Genomic DNA, 16,983 nt, shown 5'->3' on the forward strand with positions numbered 1-16,983 from the left:
ACCTTCTCTTTTTTATTACGTAAAACTCCATATATCCTACAAATGAGCAGCTTATTATTTGTTTAACGAAAGCGGTGGTTTAATTTGTTCCGAGTATTATTACCAATTTTTATCTTAGTTCCAACAATAGAAGTAATTCTGTTTATTTTGGCAGGTCAATACATAGGTATCCCTGCCACGATTGCATGCATACTCTTCACTGGCATATTAGGAGCTTATTTGGCTAAAAAAGAAGGAACAGAAACGCTGCAGCGTGCAAAAAGGCAGCTAGAAAGCGGACAGATGCCGGGTGATGCTGTTTTAGATGGAGCGTGTATTCTAGTTGGAGGAGCACTTCTGTTAACTCCAGGATTTCTAACCGATTTTTTAGGTTTTTCTTTACTCTTTCCTCCATTAAGAAAGCCCGTAAAATTTTGGCTAAAAGCCAAGATCTTTCAAAAGATGAAATCAGGTCAATTTTATTTTATAAAAAGAAGATAGGTAAAAGTTTACGAAAACAGCCTTAAAAAAGAACGCTGCTTATCTTAAGCAGTCGTTCTTTTTATTTGTGTATAGGCTTCATAACGAACTGGTAGATTTCGTGGAAAAACTTCGCTTCATAAAGTGCTCGGATGATAACAAGAATAACGGGACCAATGATCAGGCCTACAAAACCAAATAGCTGGAAGCCTGCAAATAGGGCAACTAATGTTGCAAGAGGGTCCAGTCCGATTGTTGTGGATAAAAGCTTTGGCTCCATGATCTGCCTTTGAACAACTACGATCCCATAAAGTATTGAGAGCCCTATCGTCAGCGTATAGTTTCCAGTTAAGAAACAATAAGCGATCCAGGGTAAAAAGACTGCGCCTGTACCGAGGTATGGAAGCAAATCGATGGCTCCGATTAAGACGGAAATTGTAACTGCATAATCGATTTGCAAAATAAGCAAGCCAACTAATACGATACATGCTGTTATAGAGATTAAAGTTAATTGTGCTTTTAAAAACCAAATAATGCTTTTCGCAATTCTATATATACGGTATGGACGGTCAGCGTTAACTTTTCAGGAAAAGTAGAAGTGAGAAAACCAGTCAGTCTGTACCAGTCTTTACTAATAAAGAATGCTGCTAATAATGAAAAAATGAATACCGTTAAAAAAGTGGGAAGGCTTACAATCATGAGAGAGATGCTGTTAATAATAGCTTGCGTAATACTTGTAGCAGTCGTAGTAATTCCTGTTCCGATCTTCTCTATATTATCCATGACTGTTTCTTGTTGGTCTGTACCTAATTGGCTGTAAATAGAGAGCATATCTTGATATAGTGGCAGGATGTTTGTTTTAAAAGATTTTTCAAAATAAAACACCAGCTCTTGAATATAAGCAGGTAGTTCATGAGCAATATAAGCAAATCCGGTCATCATTTCTTGAATAAGCAGTGTTAAAAATAAGACAAGAACACCAAGAAGGGCTAATATGGAAAGAATGACAGCAAATGCTCTATTCATTTTAAATCTGGCAGTTAAAAATGCAACAAATGGATTGATGATCAGCGCAATAATAGCACCTGCAATAAACGGATACAAAATGCCAGAAACATAATAACTGGTATAAATAAGAACTGCTGCAAAAAATAAAATAGAGATTAAGCGAATTAATCGATGTGTCAGATCTGTATACACTTGTTTCACCCGCCTTCTTCAAATAAATCATTTAATTAGAAAGGATTTTATTCATGGAACCTATTCTTTTTTTGATAGGATTATTAATCATTGGTGTGATCGCCAAGAACCAATCTTTAATGATCGCAGTCGCTTTTTTACTAGTGTTAAAATTTACTGGTTTCGGTGAAAAATGGTTTTCTCTTGTTCAGCAAAAGGGAATTAATTGGGGAGTAACGATTATTACGATTGCCGTTTTAGTACCCATAGCATCTGGTGAAATCGGCTTTAAACAACTGTCAGAATCACTTCGCTCATCTTATGCTTGGATCGCCTTATTATCGGGGATTTTTGTTGCTGTTATTGCGAGCAGAGGACTTCACTTGCTGCAAAATGACCCTCATATAACAGCTGCTTTAGTGTTTGGAACGATTCTTGCAGTCGCTCTATTTAAAGGGGTAGCAGTTGGACCTTTAATTGGTGCAGGGATCGCCTACCTGGCAATGAAATTAGTTGGGATGTTCACGGGTTCATGACGCTTTTGCCACGAAATAAGTGTTATCCGTTCACAAATATCAGATTATTGTTTATAATTGATGTGTATGTCCCATTTCCTTTAAATAGTCTTTCATTTTTCAATTCTCAGTTTTGAGATTAAAAAGCCGGAAACGCGATAGGTAATCCATCTTTTTATCAAAGAAAAATGTAAGCTCTTTCTATTTTTTAAAAAATGAAATAATTAAAGGAGAAGAGAGAATAACAGAAAAAAAGGAGAGATAGCCATGACAGCTACAAGAGGATTAGAAGGAATTGTTGCAACAACATCTTCTGTCAGCTCTATCATTGACGATGTATTAACCTATAGAGGATATAGCATTGATGACTTAGCTGAACATGCAACTTTTGAGGAAGTTGTATACTTGCTATGGAATGGTAAACTGCCTAACCAATCTGAATTAGATCAATTTAAATCAGAACTGGCTGAGGCAAGTGAGCTGCCTGCAGAATTGTTGGAACAAATGAAATCGCTTCCTTTGAAGAATGCACATTCTATGACTGCATTACGTACGATCGTCTCAACACTTGCGATGTATGATGCAGATGCAGAGGATATGTCTACGGAAGGAAATTATAAAAAGGCCATCCGTCTTCAGGCACAGATGTCTTCCCTTGTGACGGCATTTGCGCGCATTAGAGAAGGAAAAGATCCGATCGCTCCTAAAAAAGAACTTAGCTATGCGGCTAACTTCCTATATATGCTAACAGGCAAAGAGCCTGATGAAATTTCTGAAACAGCTTTTAACAAAGCACTAGTATTGCATGCAGACCATGAGTTGAACGCTTCTACATTTACTGCACGTGTATGTGTGGCTACGCTTTCTGATATCTATTCAGGAATCACAGCAGCAATCGGTGCACTCAAAGGGCCTCTTCACGGGGAGCAAATGAACAAGTAATGAAGATGCTTTCTGAGATTGGCGAAGAAGCAAATGTTGAATCTTACTTGGAGAATGCAATCGAGAACAAGCAAAAGATCATGGGCTTTGGTCACCGTGTATACAAGAATGGTGATCCGCGCGCAAAACATTTGCGTGAAATGTCCAAACAGCTTACATCCATTACTGGGGAAGAAAAATGGTATACGATGAGCGTAAAAATTGAAGATACGTTAAAGCAGAAAAAAGGATTGCTTCCTAATGTAGATTTCTATTCTGCTAGTGTTTACCACAGCTTAGGAATCGATCATGATTTATTTACACCAATCTTTGCAATCAGCCGTGTTTCTGGATGGATTGCACACATTTTAGAACAATACGAAAACAACCGCTTAATTCGCCCTCGTGCTGAATATATCGGACCAGACAAGCAGCAGTATGTTGCTTTAGAACAAAGATAATATAAAAAACAATAGTGATATCATTAAAAGAGAAGGGATTCTTCTTCTCTTTCCCTATGTTTTTTAGTAGACTAGTAAAGTACATGCAATTGAAGAATTAGGAGGAATTTAGAAATGTCTAACGGAGAACGTATTACAGTCGACAATGGTGTATTAAACGTACCAAATCAACCGGTTATCCCTTTTATTGAAGGTGACGGTACTGGACCAGATATTTGGGCTGCTGCTTCACGTGTATTAGAAGCTGCTGTTGAAAAAGCATATAATGGTGAGAAAAAGATCGTATGGAAAGAAGTTCTTGCGGGAGAAAAAGCATTTAACCAAACGGGTGAATGGCTGCCTGCAGAAACACTTGATGTGATTCGCGATTACATAATTGCGATTAAAGGACCATTAACCACTCCAGTAGGAGGAGGAATTCGTTCTTTAAACGTAGCATTAAGACAAGAGTTGGACCTATTCACTTGCTTGCGTCCAGTTCAATACTTTAAAGGTGTTCCTTCACCAGTAAAACGCCCTGAAGATACAAACATGGTTATTTTCCGTGAAAACACAGAAGACATCTATGCTGGTATCGAGTATGCGAGCGGTTCTGATGAAGTGAAAAAATTGATTCAATTCCTTCAAGAAGAGATGGGTGCTAACAAAATCCGTTTCCCTGAAACTTCAGGTATCGGAATCAAGCCAGTTTCTTCAGAAGGAACTCAGCGTCTAGTGCGTGCTGCGATTCAATACGCAATCAACGAAGGCCGTAAGAGTGTAACGCTTGTTCACAAAGGAAACATCATGAAATATACAGAAGGTGCTTTCAAGAACTGGGGTTATGAGCTAGCTGAAGCTGAATTTGGCGACAAAGTATTCACATGGGCTCAATACGACCGTATCGCTGAAGAAAGTGGAAAAGATGCTGCAAACAAAGCTCAAGCAGATGCTGAAGCTGCAGGGAAGATTATCGTTAAAGATTCAATCGCTGATATCTTCTTACAGCAAATCTTAACTCGTCCAGCTGAATTTGATGTAGTTGCAACAATGAACTTGAACGGTGACTACATTTCTGATGCACTTGCTGCACAAGTTGGTGGAATTGGTATTGCTCCAGGAGCAAACATCAACTACGAAACAGGACATGCAATCTTTGAAGCAACTCATGGTACTGCTCCAAAATACGCGGGTCTTGATAAAGTAAACCCATCTTCTGTTATCCTCTCAGGAGTATTGATGCTTGAGCATTTAGGATGGGGAGAAGCTGCTAAGCTTGTACTTTCTTCAATGGAAAATACGATTGCAAGTAAAGTTGTAACATATGACTTTGCTCGTCTTATGGACGGTGCAACTGAAGTTAAATGTTCTGAGTTTGCAGACGAACTAATTAAAAATATGTAAGCTTTGTTGACCCCTTTCACGAGGGGTCTTCTCAAAAGACGATGAAATTATAACGTTTTCTATAATGTTTCTGGAGGGAAAGACATGGCTAACAAACGTAAAAAGATTTCAGTCATTGGCGGCGGATTTACCGGAGCAACAACGGCATTCATTCTAGGGCAAAAAGAAGTTGGGGACGTAGTATTAGTTGATATTCCACAAATGGAAAACCCAACGAAGGGAAAAGCACTAGACATGATGGAAGCGAGCCCGATTCAAGGGTTTGATGCTGCGATTACAGGAACGAGTGATTATGCAGATACAGCGGGTTCTGATGTAGTCGTTATTACTGCTGGTATTGCTCGTAAGCCTGGTATGAGCCGTGATGACTTAGTGAATACGAATGCGGGGATCATGAAGAGCGTAACGAAAGAGATCGTGAAACATTCTCCTGAATGTACGATCATCGTTCTAACAAACCCAGTTGATGCTATGACTTATACGGTTTTAAAAGAGTCAGGTTTTCCTAAGAGCCGTGTAATCGGACAATCTGGAATTCTGGATACAGCTCGTTTCCGCACATTTGTTGCAATGGAATTGAATCTTTCTGTAAAAGACGTTACTGGATTTGTTCTTGGCGGACACGGAGACGATATGGTTCCGTTAGTACGCTATTCCTATGCAGGTGGAATCCCGCTAGAGAAATTAATTTCTAAAGATCGTCTTGATGCTATTGTTGAGCGTACACGTAAAGGCGGCGGTGAAATCGTTAACCTATTAGGTAACGGATCCGCTTATTATGCGCCAGCTGTTTCATTAGTTGAGATGGTAGAAGCGATCGTTAAAGACCAACGCAGAGTTCTTCCTTCAATCGCTTATTTAGAAGGTGAATACGGTTATGATGGTATTTGTCTAGGAGTACCGACTATCCTTGGCGGAAATGGTCTGGAAGAAATTATTGAACTTGAACTTACAGCTGAAGAGAAATCAGCTCTTGATCAATCTGCAGAGTCAGTAAAATCAGTGATGAAAGTTTTAGCATAATCATGTAAAAGATTCGGGCATCCCCGGATCTTTTCTCCTATAAAGAATGAAAGCGCTACCATGATAAGGGGGTCTTTAAATGCTGATCGGAAAGAAACGAAAACTGGGGAGAAAAATAGACGAAATCCAAGCAGGAGAGAAGCTGGAGATGCAGGAAACGATTGAAGATAAAGATCTTCTTCTTTATTTAGGATTAACCAATGATAATAACCCATTATTCATACAGCATGACTATGCAACACTTACACCTTTTAAAAAGCCTGTTGTACCTCAAATCATGCTTATGGGAATGGTAACTTCTGCTGTCTCAAAATATTTACCGGGGCCAGGAAGCTCTATCGTAGAATCTCAATTTTCATTTGTTAAACCCGTCTTTCATTACTCGAAACTTACCTTTCTATTTGAGATAACAGAGGTAGATCGTGAAAAGCATCTTGCACATATGAAAGTTTCAGCGAAAAATGAAGATGGCATTGAAGTTCTAAAGAGCAATTTACAAGTATGTCCGCCATATGCTCCAAAATCCATCACATCAAATACAATGGAGAATTTTTAAACCTTTCATCTGAAGGGTTTATTTTTTTGCTCTTGTTTAAAGGGTGTTAGATGATTTTGAATGCTCTTGAAAGCCAATGATTTCCGTTTCAGGTTGCTCGCTTTCCGGGGTGTGCGGTGAGCCTCCCTACCGCTTTGCGCTGGTGGGGTCTCACCTGTCACACTGATCCCCAGGAGTCTCGCACCTTACACTGTAATCAACTAGTCAATGAAGAAACCCTATAGTTATGTTTTGATAGCCGTTGATTTCCATTTCAGGATGCTCGCTTTTTTGTGATGAACATAGTTGTAAATAGTAAGTATACTCAGCACTACAATAACGAAAAAATAGAACAACAATGTAAAGGAAATGTTAAGGGTATGTAAAGTCGGTATGAAAATTTTGCGATTTTTGTACACACTAATAAAAAAATAGTATGATAAATTTGTACAAGTCGTAAAAAGGTGGGAATTTGAATGAGCCAAAAGTTACTCGTTGTAGAAGATGAAGTTTCGATCTCAACATTGTTGCAATTTAACTTAGAACAAGCAGGGTTTCAAGTAGTAACGGCAATGGATGGCAAGAGCGGATTAGAGAAAGCGGAGAGCGAAGGCCCCAATCTGATCATACTAGATCTCATGCTGCCAGAAATGGACGGGCTGGAAGTTTGTAAGGAGCTGCGCCTGAAAAAATTAAATATTCCTATTCTCATGCTAACGGCTAAAGATGATGAGTTCGATAAAGTTTTAGGCCTTGAGCTCGGTGCTGATGATTATATGACTAAACCATTCAGTCCAAGAGAAGTAGTAGCTAGAGTGAAAGCAATTCTCCGCAGGACTGCATCAGTGAATATTGATTCTGAAAAACAAAAAGAAGAAGTTGAACATCTCAGAATTGGTGAAGTTGATATTTACCCTGAGAACTATGAAGCTTACTTTAAAGAAAAAGCACTAGAACTAACACCAAAAGAATTTGAACTGCTCGTTTATTTAGCTCGACACAAGAGCCGTGTTCTTTCGAGAGAGCAGCTTCTATCAGCGGTTTGGAACTATGATTTTGTAGGAGATACGAGAATCGTTGATGTGCATATCAGTCATCTTCGTGAAAAAATTGAAAGCAATACACGTAAGCCTGTTTATATCAAAACGATTAGAGGATTAGGTTATAAGTTAGAGGAGCCTCAATAATGCATGACTTTAAAAACCGGGTGCTCACCTTTTTTTGCTCGGTATTTTACTTGTTTTTATTCTATTAGCACTTATTATGGGAAACATCGTTCATCATAGTGTTAAAGAGAAACGAATGGAATTCTATACGGGAGAATTAAGCCTGATTGAAGAAGTCCTAAAAACAGAGGAACGAAAAATAATCATAACCAATTTATTGAGAACAGCCTCTAAAGACCTAAAAGGTGAGATCTATGTTCTGGATTCAGACTGGAATGTAAAGTATACATCTGACGGTGACAGTCCAAGGAATATGTCATCCTATTATCCCGGTGATACTCAAGAAACGAATGAGAGTCTCGTACAAAAGAACGAGAATGGCAAATTGTATTATACGCTAAAAAAGAAAGATGAATCAGGGTATATACAGTTTGCCATCCCAGAAGGTTCCGCGGAATCTGATGAGAGATCCATATGGATTATGATGTCAATCGGTTTTCTAGTTTGCTTTATTATCATTCTTTACGTATCGATTAAGGTGATTCATAAGATTGTTCGGCCTGTTGAAGAGGCAACCCAAACCGCTAAAGAACTTGCAAAAGGAAACTTTAAAGCAAGAACATATGAGTACTTCGGGGAGGATATTGGGGAGTTAAACTTTTCATTGAACGTATTGGCTCGAAATTTGGAAAAGATGACAAAGTCACAGGAATCACAGCATGATCGCTTAATCACTTTAATAGAAAATATGGGTAGCGGACTGATTCTGATTGATGCAAATGGCTATATTAATTTAGTGAATAAAGCATTTAAAGAACTATTTAAGGAACATGCTGATTTTTGGACAGGCCATCTATTTTACGAAGTATTTCCACACACCGCTATTAAAGAGATCGTTAAAGAAACCTATTTAACAGAAAAGAATGTAAGGAAAAATACAGTCATTCCGATTCATATTGAAAGAAAGCATTTTGATGTATATAGTGCACCCGTTTTAAATGCTAAAGGCAAACTGAAAGGTATCGTACTTGTTTTCCACGATATAACGGAGTTGAAAAAACTAGAGCAGGTAAGAAAAGATTTTGTAGCCAATGTGTCTCATGAACTCAAAACACCTATTACCTCTTTAAAAGGATTTGCTGAAACACTTTTAGATGGTGCTGGAGAAAATGCAGAGTTCCGGAATAAGTTCTTAACCATTATTTTGAATGAAAGTGACAGACTGCAAGCGTTGATACAAGACCTGCTTGATTTATCAAAAAGTGAGCAAAGCTTTCAATTAGATACACAACAGATTAATCTAGAATCATTAGTTAACGAAACGGTAGAAATCTTACTTCCAAAGGCCGATAAGAAAGAGATCTCACTTTCTGTCGACGTTAAAGGCAATACACTGATGGATGGAGATCCTCCACGGCTGAAACAGATTATCATCAACCTTGTATCAAACAGCTTAACGTATACGCCTGTCGGTGGCAGTGTATCTGTTATCGTCGAAGAGCTGAAAGAGCATGTTAAGCTAGTCGTTAAGGATACAGGAATCGGTATTAATGAAAGTGAGATTCCTCGTATTTTCGAGCGTTTTTATCGAGTAGATAAAGCAAGAAGCAGAAATTCAGGTGGAACTGGACTTGGGCTTGCAATTGTTAAACATCTAGTAGAAGCTCATCATGGGACCATCAACGTTCAAAGTAAGCCTGGTGAAGGATCGCTATTTACGATTTTATTTCCGAAAAAGATAGAGATTTAAGATTTACAAATCCTTAACACCCCTGTTTTCTTTAATTAATAGTGAGACCTTATTATAAAAGTATCCTTTTTCAGTACCCCTTAGCGAGAGTCCTTTGGATTCTCGCCTTTTTTTGTGGTGAAAATAGACTGTTTTCTTAAACTTTGATGTTATTGGAAGAGGTTGATTTCCGTTACAGGTGCTCGCTTTCCGCGGGGCAGGCGGTGAGCCACATTCGTACGTTTCACTCTTAAGTGTCTCACCTGTCCGCCTCAAGGAAGTTCTTTTGCTCCTGCGTCTACAAGTTAATGCTTACGCAGTGAGCTTCCTCGTCGCATGCCTTGCGAGAAGATTCTCAGGTGGTAGGCACGCACCTTCCACTCCAATCAACTGTCACAGAAGAAAATAAAAATGAGGTTTGAAAGCAATAATCTATAGAATATAGCCTGAAAAAAGCGGAACTTTTGGCTGCTATTAATAATCAGCACCTTTTGATATCCGCAGTATCTTTTGGTCTGCGGTGCACGCACTTCTGCGCGAACGTTAATAAACAAAAAGAACACGTACCGTAACTACAAAATCAATTTAGGATGAAATCTGTTTTTTACTTATTGGCTGTCCCTTTTGTCCTTCTTTTTTGTTTCTGTTAGCCGTCATGATACAATAGATTATAGAGAATTGTCCTCAGGAGGTTACGGACTTGGGAAAAACAAATAAATTAGTGCTGATTGACGGAAATAGTATTGCTTATCGAGCTTTTTTTGCTCTGCCCCTTTTAAACAACGACAAAGGCGTTTATACAAACGCTGTGTATGGGTTTACGCAAATGCTGCTAAAGATTTTGGAAGATGAAAAGCCGACTCATATTCTTGTTGCTTTTGATGCTGGAAAAACGACTTTCCGCCATAAGACGTTTGGTGAATACAAAGGCGGCCGTCAGAAAACGCCACCGGAATTATCTGAACAGTTTCCATTTATCAGGCAGTTATTAGATGCTTTTCAAATTAAACGTTATGAACTAGAGAATTATGAAGCCGATGACATTATCGGAACACTTGCTTCACATGCGGCAGATGGCGAGTGGGATGTCAAAGTGTTCACTGGCGATAAAGACTTGCTTCAGCTAGTAACGAAGGATGTTGAAGTTGTTTTAACGAGAAAAGGTATAACAGAGGTAGAAGCATATACAGTCGAACAAGTAAATGAACGATACGGTATCACGCCAGATCAGATCATTGATATGAAAGGTCTGATGGGAGACCCGTCAGACAACATTCCAGGCGTGCCTGGAGTTGGAGAAAAGACGGCAATCAAGCTGATCAAGCAATACGGAACGATTGAAAAGGTATTGAATTCGATTGATGAGATCTCAGGAGCTAAGTTGAAAGAGCGTTTAACAGAGAATAAGGAACAAGCTTTAATGAGTAAAGAGCTTGCTACTATAACAAAGGAAGCTCCTGTTGAGATAGGTTTAGAAGATACAAACTACGAAGGCTATGATAATTCTTCTGTTTTCCCTCTTTTCAAAGAACTTGGTTTTAACTCACTGCTTGAACGATTAGGTGGTGACGAAGAAGTCCTTCAAGATGCAGAAAAAGAAGAGCTTAGCTTTCAGACTGTTACGAAAATAGAGCCTGACATGTTAAAAAGTCCTTCAGCCCTTGTTGTGGAGACTCTTACAGAAGATTATCATAAAGCGAAAATTCATGGTTTTGCGCTCAGTAATGAAAGTGGAACGTTTTACATTTCTTCCAACCTTGCAGAAGAATCTGATGAATTTAAGAATTGGCTTCAAGATGACGACCAAAAAAGGTAATGTTTGATGCCAAAAGAGCTCATGTAGCATTACATGGTCAAGGAATAACGTTGAATGGGATTGAATTTGATATCCAGCTTGCTTCATACCTGCTTAATCCTGCTGAATCTTTAGATGAGGTGGCTGATGTTGCTAAGCAGTATGGAAAGTCAAATGTAGACGTGAATGAAGCAGTATACGGAAAAGGTGCTAAGAAAAAGCTGCCGGAAGAAGAAGGAATTTTAGCTGAACACCTTTGCAGAAAAGCACATACCATCTTTCAATTGAGTGAAATACTAGATGAAAAGTTAAAAGAGAACGAACAGAATGATCTATTCTATCATCTAGAGATGCCATTAGCTCTCGTACTAGCAAAAATGGAAGAGTTCGGGGTAAAGGTTAAGGCAGATACACTGCAAAAGATGGGGGCTGAATTAGATCTGCAGTTAACGTCATTAGAAAAAGAAATTCACGAGCTTGCGGGTGTTTCATTTAATATTAACTCACCAAAACAGCTCGGTGAAATTCTGTTTGAGAAATTGAATCTTCCTCCTGTAAAAAAGACCAAGACGGGTTACTCTACTTCAGTTGATGTTTTAGAGAAATTAGAAGGAAAGCATGAGATCATTCATAAAATTCTTATCTATCGTCAGCTTGGTAAGTTAAGATCAACTTACATCGAAGGCCTTTTAAAGGTTGTGAAAGAAGATACAGGGAAAATTCATACTCGCTTTAACCAGGTGCTTGCTCAGACAGGAAGACTTAGTTCGATCGATCCTAACCTGCAAAATATCCCTATTCGATTAGAGGCAGGCAGGAAGATCAGACATGCCTTTGTCGCTTCTCAGCCAGGATGGAAGATTCTTGCAGCTGATTATTCACAAATTGAACTGCGTGTATTGGCACACATCTCTCAAGATGAAAACTTGATGGAAGCTTTCAAAAAGGAGATGGATGTTCATACTAAAACAGCCATGGACGTTTTTCATGTTGGAGAAGACGAAGTAACATCTGAAATGAGACGACATGCAAAGGCCGTTAACTTTGGAATTGTTTATGGAATTAGTGATTATGGGTTATCTCAAAGTCTAGGAATCACAAGAAAAGAAGCAGGAGAATTTATTGCGTCTTACTTAGAAAGTTTTCCAGGTGTACAGCAATACATGAAGGATAGCGTTACAGAAGCAAAGCAAAGTGGATATGTTTCAACTCTGCTTCATAGACGACGTTATTTACCGGAAATCAACAGCAGAAACTTTAACCTTCGTAGTTTTGCAGAGCGTACAGCAATGAACACTCCGATCCAGGGAACAGCAGCTGATATTATTAAAAAAGCGATGGTGGATATGGATCAGCGTTTAAGTGAAGAAAAACTTGAAGCGAAGATGCTCCTAACCGTTCACGATGAGCTTATTTTTGAAGTACCTGAGAATGAATTACAAAAGCTAGAACAAATTGTTTGTGAAGTAATGGAACAGGCTGTTGAGCTTGATGTACCATTAAAGGTAGATGTGAACTGGGGAGATTCCTGGTTTGAAGCAAAATAAATAAAAAAACAGCATCCTCATTAAAGTGGGGTGCTGTTTTTCTTAATAAAGTAGGTGGAAAAGATGCCTGAATTACCTGAAGTAGAAAACGTCAAAAATACGCTAAATCAATTTTTACCTGGAAAAGTGATTAAAGATGTAAAGATTCATTGGGAAAATATTATCAAACATCCAGGTACGGAAGAATTCGCCATGAAGCTTACAGGCCAAACCTTTGAGAAGGTGTACAGAAGAGGGAAATTTTTAATTTTCCATCTGAATGAAGATTCATTAGTTTCTCATCTGCGAATGGAAGGCAAGTATGGTTTGTTTGAATCGGATGAACCTGCTGATAAGCACACACATGTGGTCTTTGCGTTTACGGATGGAACGGAGCTTCGTTATCGTGATGTAAGAAAGTTTGGGACGATGCACTTATATCCAAAAGGGACAGAAGAAAGTAATGCCCCGTTGAAAACGTTAGGAGTAGAACCCCTATCTGACACGTTAACAGCGGCTCTTATGAAAAAGTTATTCTCTAACAGAAAGCGAAATATAAAAGCAGTACTGTTAGATCAGACGCTTCTAGCTGGATTAGGGAATATCTATGTGGATGAAGTATTGTTTCAAGCGGGGATTCATCCGGAGACACCTGCGAATGAATTATCACTCCACCGGTTAAAGAAATTAAAAACGGCAATAACGGATATATTGTCTGAATCCGTTAAAAATGGTGGAAGCTCCATTCGTTCTTATACAAATGCGATGGGTGAAACAGGAGGATTTCAACTGAAATTATTTGTGTATGGCAGGAAAAATGAAGCGTGCCGGGTATGTGGCACCGAGATCGAAAGGTTAGTAATAGCCGGAAGAGGAACTCATATTTGTAAGACTTGTCAAAGATAAACCATTTTAATGCTCCTTTCATATACTACGTTTACCGTTAACTGAAAGGAGTACAGGAACATGGTGGCTTACTCATTTGTTTTACTGGCACTAGCCGTCAGCCTGGACAGTTTTGGAGCCGGATTAACGTATGGAATGAAATCCATTAAAATTCCTTTTCGCTCCATTATGATCATTGCAATTTGTTCAGCTGTTACCTTTTTACTTTCAATGTTGCTCGGTTTTGCGTTAGAACAATTTATTTCGCCAAAAACCGGTGAGATATTGGGAGGCGTGATTCTTTTAGGAATCGGAATCTACTCTCTATGGCAGGTTTTTTACCGGAGAAAGAGAACATTGAGAGCATTGAAAAAGAACCTAAGAACATTGTGCTATTTGAAATCAAGTCTTTAGGCATTGTGATACACATTTTGAAGAAACCAGTTATGGCTGATATTGATAAGTCTGGTTCCATAACAGGCTGGGAAGCTGTTCTGCTAGGAATAGCATTATCGCTTGATGCGTTTGGAGCAGGGATCGGAGCGGCACTTATCGATCTTTCACCTTTTTTAACGACTTTTGCGATTGCTATAATGAGTGCGTTATTTTTGTGGGGTGGAATGGCATTAGGTTTATATTTTTTTAATAAAACAAATTGGATGAAGAGTTTATCCATTCTACCAGGTGTATTATTAATTGTGATGGGTTTACTAAAAATGTAACAGGAGGAAAAAACGATTGATAATCGGATTAACAGGAGGCATTGCAACAGGGAAATCGACAGTCAGTCAGATTTTAAGAAATCAAGGAATTCCTGTAGTCGACGCTGACATCATTTCCAGAGAAGTTGTTATACCAGGAAAAGAAGCTTATAAAAAAATCGTCTCTAGTTTTGGCGCTGATATCTTGCATGACGATAAGACGATAAATCGAGCAAAATTAGGAGAAATTATTTTTAACGATGCTGAAAAAAGAAACGTGCTAAACGACATTGTTCATCCTGCTGTTCGGCAAGAGATGCGGCAACAAGCTGATTCCTACCTCAGATCAGGTCAATCTTTAGTGATAATGGATATTCCTCTATTATTTGAGAGTAAACTTACTCATATGGTGGATCGAACCTGGCTCGTTTATGCCAAACCTGAAATACAGTTAAAGCGTCTTATGTTGAGAGATGATTTTACAGAACAGCAAGCATTATCTAGAATTCAATCACAAATGCCAATCGACGAGAAAAAGAAACTAGCAGATCTAGTGATTGAGAATAACGGATCTCTTACAGAATTAGAGAGTAATGTTCTACAGCTGCTAAATGAAACAAAAAACAGACCTTAAGATTTTATAAGGTCTGTTTTTTTATGTATATAAGCCCCTTTTTAGCCTATTTTAAATAAAAGTATGTTCTTTTTAGGATTCATTATGATATACTAATTACAGATAGATACCATAAAGAGTATAACACATTGGAAGGAGCAGCTTCATGAAAGCAAAAATTGCAATTAATGGCTTGGGGAGAATCGGAAGAATGGTCTTCCGTAAAATGATGGAGAACGATGAATTCGAGGTTGTAGCTGTTAATGCCAGCTATCCAGCAGAAACACTTGCTCACATGGTCAAGTACGATTCTATACATGGAACGTATCCTGGAGACGTTATCGCTGGAGAAGATGCCCTTTTTGTTAACGGAAAAAAGTTCTTTTAGTAAATTCCCGTGATCCTCGCGAACTTCCTTGGGGAACATTAGGTATTGATATTGTTATAGAAGCTACAGGCAAATTTGTTTCTCAAGAATCGGCAGGTCTTCATATTGAAGCGGGTGCTAAAAAAGTAATCATTACTGCACCTGGGAAAAATGAAGATATTACAATTGTTATGGGTGTAAATGATAGCGATTACATTTCGTCTGAGCATCATATTATTTCAAATGCATCTTGTACAACAAATTGTTTAGCACCAGTGATCAAAGTTCTAGATGATCAGTTTGGTGTACAATCTGGTATGATGACAACAGTTCATGCTTATACAAATGACCAAAAGAATATTGATAATCCACATAAAGATTTAAGACGTGCCCGTGCATGCGGAACTTCTATTATTCCGACATCAACAGGAGCAGCAAAAGCGATAGCAAAAGTACTTCCGCATTTAGAAGGAAAGCTAAACGGAATGGCACTTCGCGTTCCAACTCCAAATGTTTCTTTGGTGGATGTTGTTGTGGAACTTAAAACGCCAGTTTCGAAGGACCAAGTAAACCATGCGTTTCAATCTGCAGCTGAAGGATCAATGCAAGGAATCCTTAGTTACAGCGACCTTCCTTTAGTTTCAATTGACTATAACGGAAATGAAAACTCTTCGATCGTAGATGGATTGTCGACTATGGTGATGGATGGAAATAAGGTTAAAGTTCTTGCTTGGTATGATAATGAATGGGGTTATTCTTGCCGAGTGGTAGACCTGGCTAAACTCGTAGGTCTTTCTTTAAGTGCACCGGTTCAAGAAAAAAATGTATCAGTATCGTAAAAATTAGTAATCAAAAAATAAAAAATGATAACACGGAGTCGGGGGGATTTTCCCGGCTCTTTCTTTAGTTTTTGATAAGAAGTTGCTGATCAGAACGTGTGGTGCGAGGCGGAGAGAGGGCTTACCGCTTGCCCTGTGAAAAGCGAACATCATGGAGTGTTTACAGAAAAAGCAGATTAAAGATTCCATTTTAAAATTGATACAAAAAAATTTGCTCTTACTTATTGCAAATCAATTTTAAAAGAAGTATACTATGTTTCGTGAACTTCAAATAAAGCAAACAAAGGCATTGAATGCTACTTAAAGGGTTAGGACCTCTTTGGACTAACTTGCCCCCGTGGTAGATGTTCGATACCGCATGCTTGAAGGCATGATTATTTTTAAAAGGGGGACTATGCTAATGGATACAATGGGAAGACACGTAATTGCTGAGTTATGGGGTTGTGATTCTGAAAAACTAAATGACATGAAATTTATCGAAGAGACATTCGTTGACGCTGCATTGAAAGCAGGTGCAGAAATTCGTGAGGTTGCTTTTCATAAATTTGCTCCACATGGTGTAAGTGGGGTTGTTATTATTTCTGAATCTCATCTAACTATTCACAGTTTTCCTGAGCATGGTTATGCAAGTATTGATGTTTATACGTGTGGAGATCGAATCGATCCTAACGTAGCTGCTGATTACATTTCAGAAGCACTAGGCGCTAAGAAACGCGAAAACTTGGAAGTTCCTCGTGGAATGGGTCCAATTTCCGTTGCCAAATCAAAAGTTACTGCTCAATAATTAAAAACAGAATGTAAGCGAGGTGTGAGATTTCACACCTCTTTTTTATTTCACTCAAAATAGGGAATAATACGATACAAATTATGTTGCTTTGGAGGACTA

General features: G+C 38.5%; 14 protein-coding genes and 3 pseudogenes. 15 read left to right on the forward strand and 2 right to left on the reverse strand.

From position 1 onward, the window contains the following. Positions 1-84 precede the first annotated feature (84 nt). Entirely contained in the window at positions 85-480 is a 396-nt protein-coding gene (locus tag ACEWFH_RS07735; protein ID WP_473726765.1) for an FxsA family protein, read from the forward strand. Between the two features lie 61 nt (positions 481-541). Here the strand turns inward: ACEWFH_RS07735 and ACEWFH_RS07740 are convergent, their stop codons facing one another. After that, a complete protein-coding gene (locus ACEWFH_RS07740; protein WP_473727239.1) occupies positions 542-1,015 on the reverse strand; it encodes an AI-2E family transporter in 474 nt (157 codons plus the stop codon). Beyond that, positions 979-1,668, reverse strand: a complete 690-nt coding sequence (locus ACEWFH_RS07745) for an AI-2E family transporter (RefSeq protein WP_473726766.1) — start codon at positions 1,666-1,668, stop codon at positions 979-981. The genes ACEWFH_RS07740 and ACEWFH_RS07745 overlap by 37 nt, the downstream gene beginning before the upstream one ends. A gap of 44 nt (positions 1,669-1,712) precedes the next feature. On the opposite strand from ACEWFH_RS07745, the gene ACEWFH_RS07750 reads away from it, so the two are divergent. The 14 genes and pseudogenes from ACEWFH_RS07750 (at position 1,713) to speD (ending at position 16,881) form a co-directional block, all read left to right on the forward strand. Beyond that, positions 1,713-2,174: a DUF441 domain-containing protein gene (locus ACEWFH_RS07750; protein ID WP_473726767.1), complete on the forward strand. Its 462-nt coding sequence runs from the start codon at positions 1,713-1,715 to the stop codon at positions 2,172-2,174. Between the two features lie 246 nt (positions 2,175-2,420). Next, positions 2,421-3,535, forward strand: a pseudogene (citZ, locus tag ACEWFH_RS07755) (citrate synthase). Between the two features lie 114 nt (positions 3,536-3,649). Next, a complete protein-coding gene (icd, locus tag ACEWFH_RS07760; protein ID WP_473726768.1) occupies positions 3,650-4,918 on the forward strand; it encodes an NADP-dependent isocitrate dehydrogenase in 1,269 nt (422 codons plus the stop codon). An 84-nt stretch (positions 4,919-5,002) separates the two neighbouring features. Next, positions 5,003-5,941, forward strand: coding sequence for a malate dehydrogenase (gene mdh, locus ACEWFH_RS07765; RefSeq protein WP_473726769.1), 939 nt, complete (start codon positions 5,003-5,005; stop codon positions 5,939-5,941). A gap of 79 nt (positions 5,942-6,020) precedes the next feature. Next, positions 6,021-6,497, forward strand: coding sequence for a MaoC family dehydratase (locus ACEWFH_RS07770; RefSeq protein ID WP_473726770.1), 477 nt, complete (start codon positions 6,021-6,023; stop codon positions 6,495-6,497). Positions 6,498-6,952: 455 nt separating this feature from the next. Then, the gene (locus tag ACEWFH_RS07775; protein ID WP_473726771.1) at positions 6,953-7,663 is read left to right on the forward strand and encodes a winged helix-turn-helix domain-containing protein; all 711 of its coding nucleotides are present in this window, start codon (positions 6,953-6,955) and stop codon (positions 7,661-7,663) included. A gap of 463 nt (positions 7,664-8,126) precedes the next feature. Continuing rightward, positions 8,127-9,392: a two-component system histidine kinase PnpS gene (gene pnpS, locus ACEWFH_RS07780; protein WP_473727240.1), complete on the forward strand. Its 1,266-nt coding sequence runs from the start codon at positions 8,127-8,129 to the stop codon at positions 9,390-9,392. Positions 9,393-10,071: 679 nt separating this feature from the next. Continuing rightward, positions 10,072-12,713, forward strand: a pseudogene (gene polA / locus ACEWFH_RS07785) (DNA polymerase I). 63 nt (positions 12,714-12,776) lie between these two features. Continuing rightward, a complete protein-coding gene (gene mutM / locus ACEWFH_RS07790; RefSeq protein ID WP_473726772.1) occupies positions 12,777-13,598 on the forward strand; it encodes a DNA-formamidopyrimidine glycosylase in 822 nt (273 codons plus the stop codon). A 60-nt stretch (positions 13,599-13,658) separates the two neighbouring features. Further along, entirely contained in the window at positions 13,659-13,991 is a 333-nt protein-coding gene (locus ACEWFH_RS07795; protein ID WP_473726773.1) for a manganese efflux pump, read from the forward strand. Continuing rightward, the gene (locus ACEWFH_RS07800; RefSeq protein WP_473726774.1) at positions 13,904-14,299 is read left to right on the forward strand and encodes a manganese efflux pump; all 396 of its coding nucleotides are present in this window, start codon (positions 13,904-13,906) and stop codon (positions 14,297-14,299) included. The genes ACEWFH_RS07795 and ACEWFH_RS07800 overlap by 88 nt, the downstream gene beginning before the upstream one ends. 16 nt (positions 14,300-14,315) lie before the next feature. Then, positions 14,316-14,912 carry a dephospho-CoA kinase gene (gene coaE / locus ACEWFH_RS07805; RefSeq protein ID WP_473726775.1) on the forward strand — a complete coding sequence of 199 codons (597 nt, stop codon included), beginning with the start codon at positions 14,316-14,318 and terminating at the stop codon, positions 14,910-14,912. A 145-nt stretch (positions 14,913-15,057) separates the two neighbouring features. Continuing rightward, positions 15,058-16,097, forward strand: a pseudogene (locus ACEWFH_RS07810) (glyceraldehyde-3-phosphate dehydrogenase). Positions 16,098-16,497: 400 nt separating this feature from the next. Further along, the gene (speD, locus tag ACEWFH_RS07815) at positions 16,498-16,881 is read left to right on the forward strand and encodes an adenosylmethionine decarboxylase (protein ID WP_066396744.1); all 384 of its coding nucleotides are present in this window, start codon (positions 16,498-16,500) and stop codon (positions 16,879-16,881) included. The last annotated feature ends 102 nt before the right edge of the window (positions 16,882-16,983 follow it).

This window comes from Fictibacillus sp. EA-CB0309 (assembly GCF_055814265.1).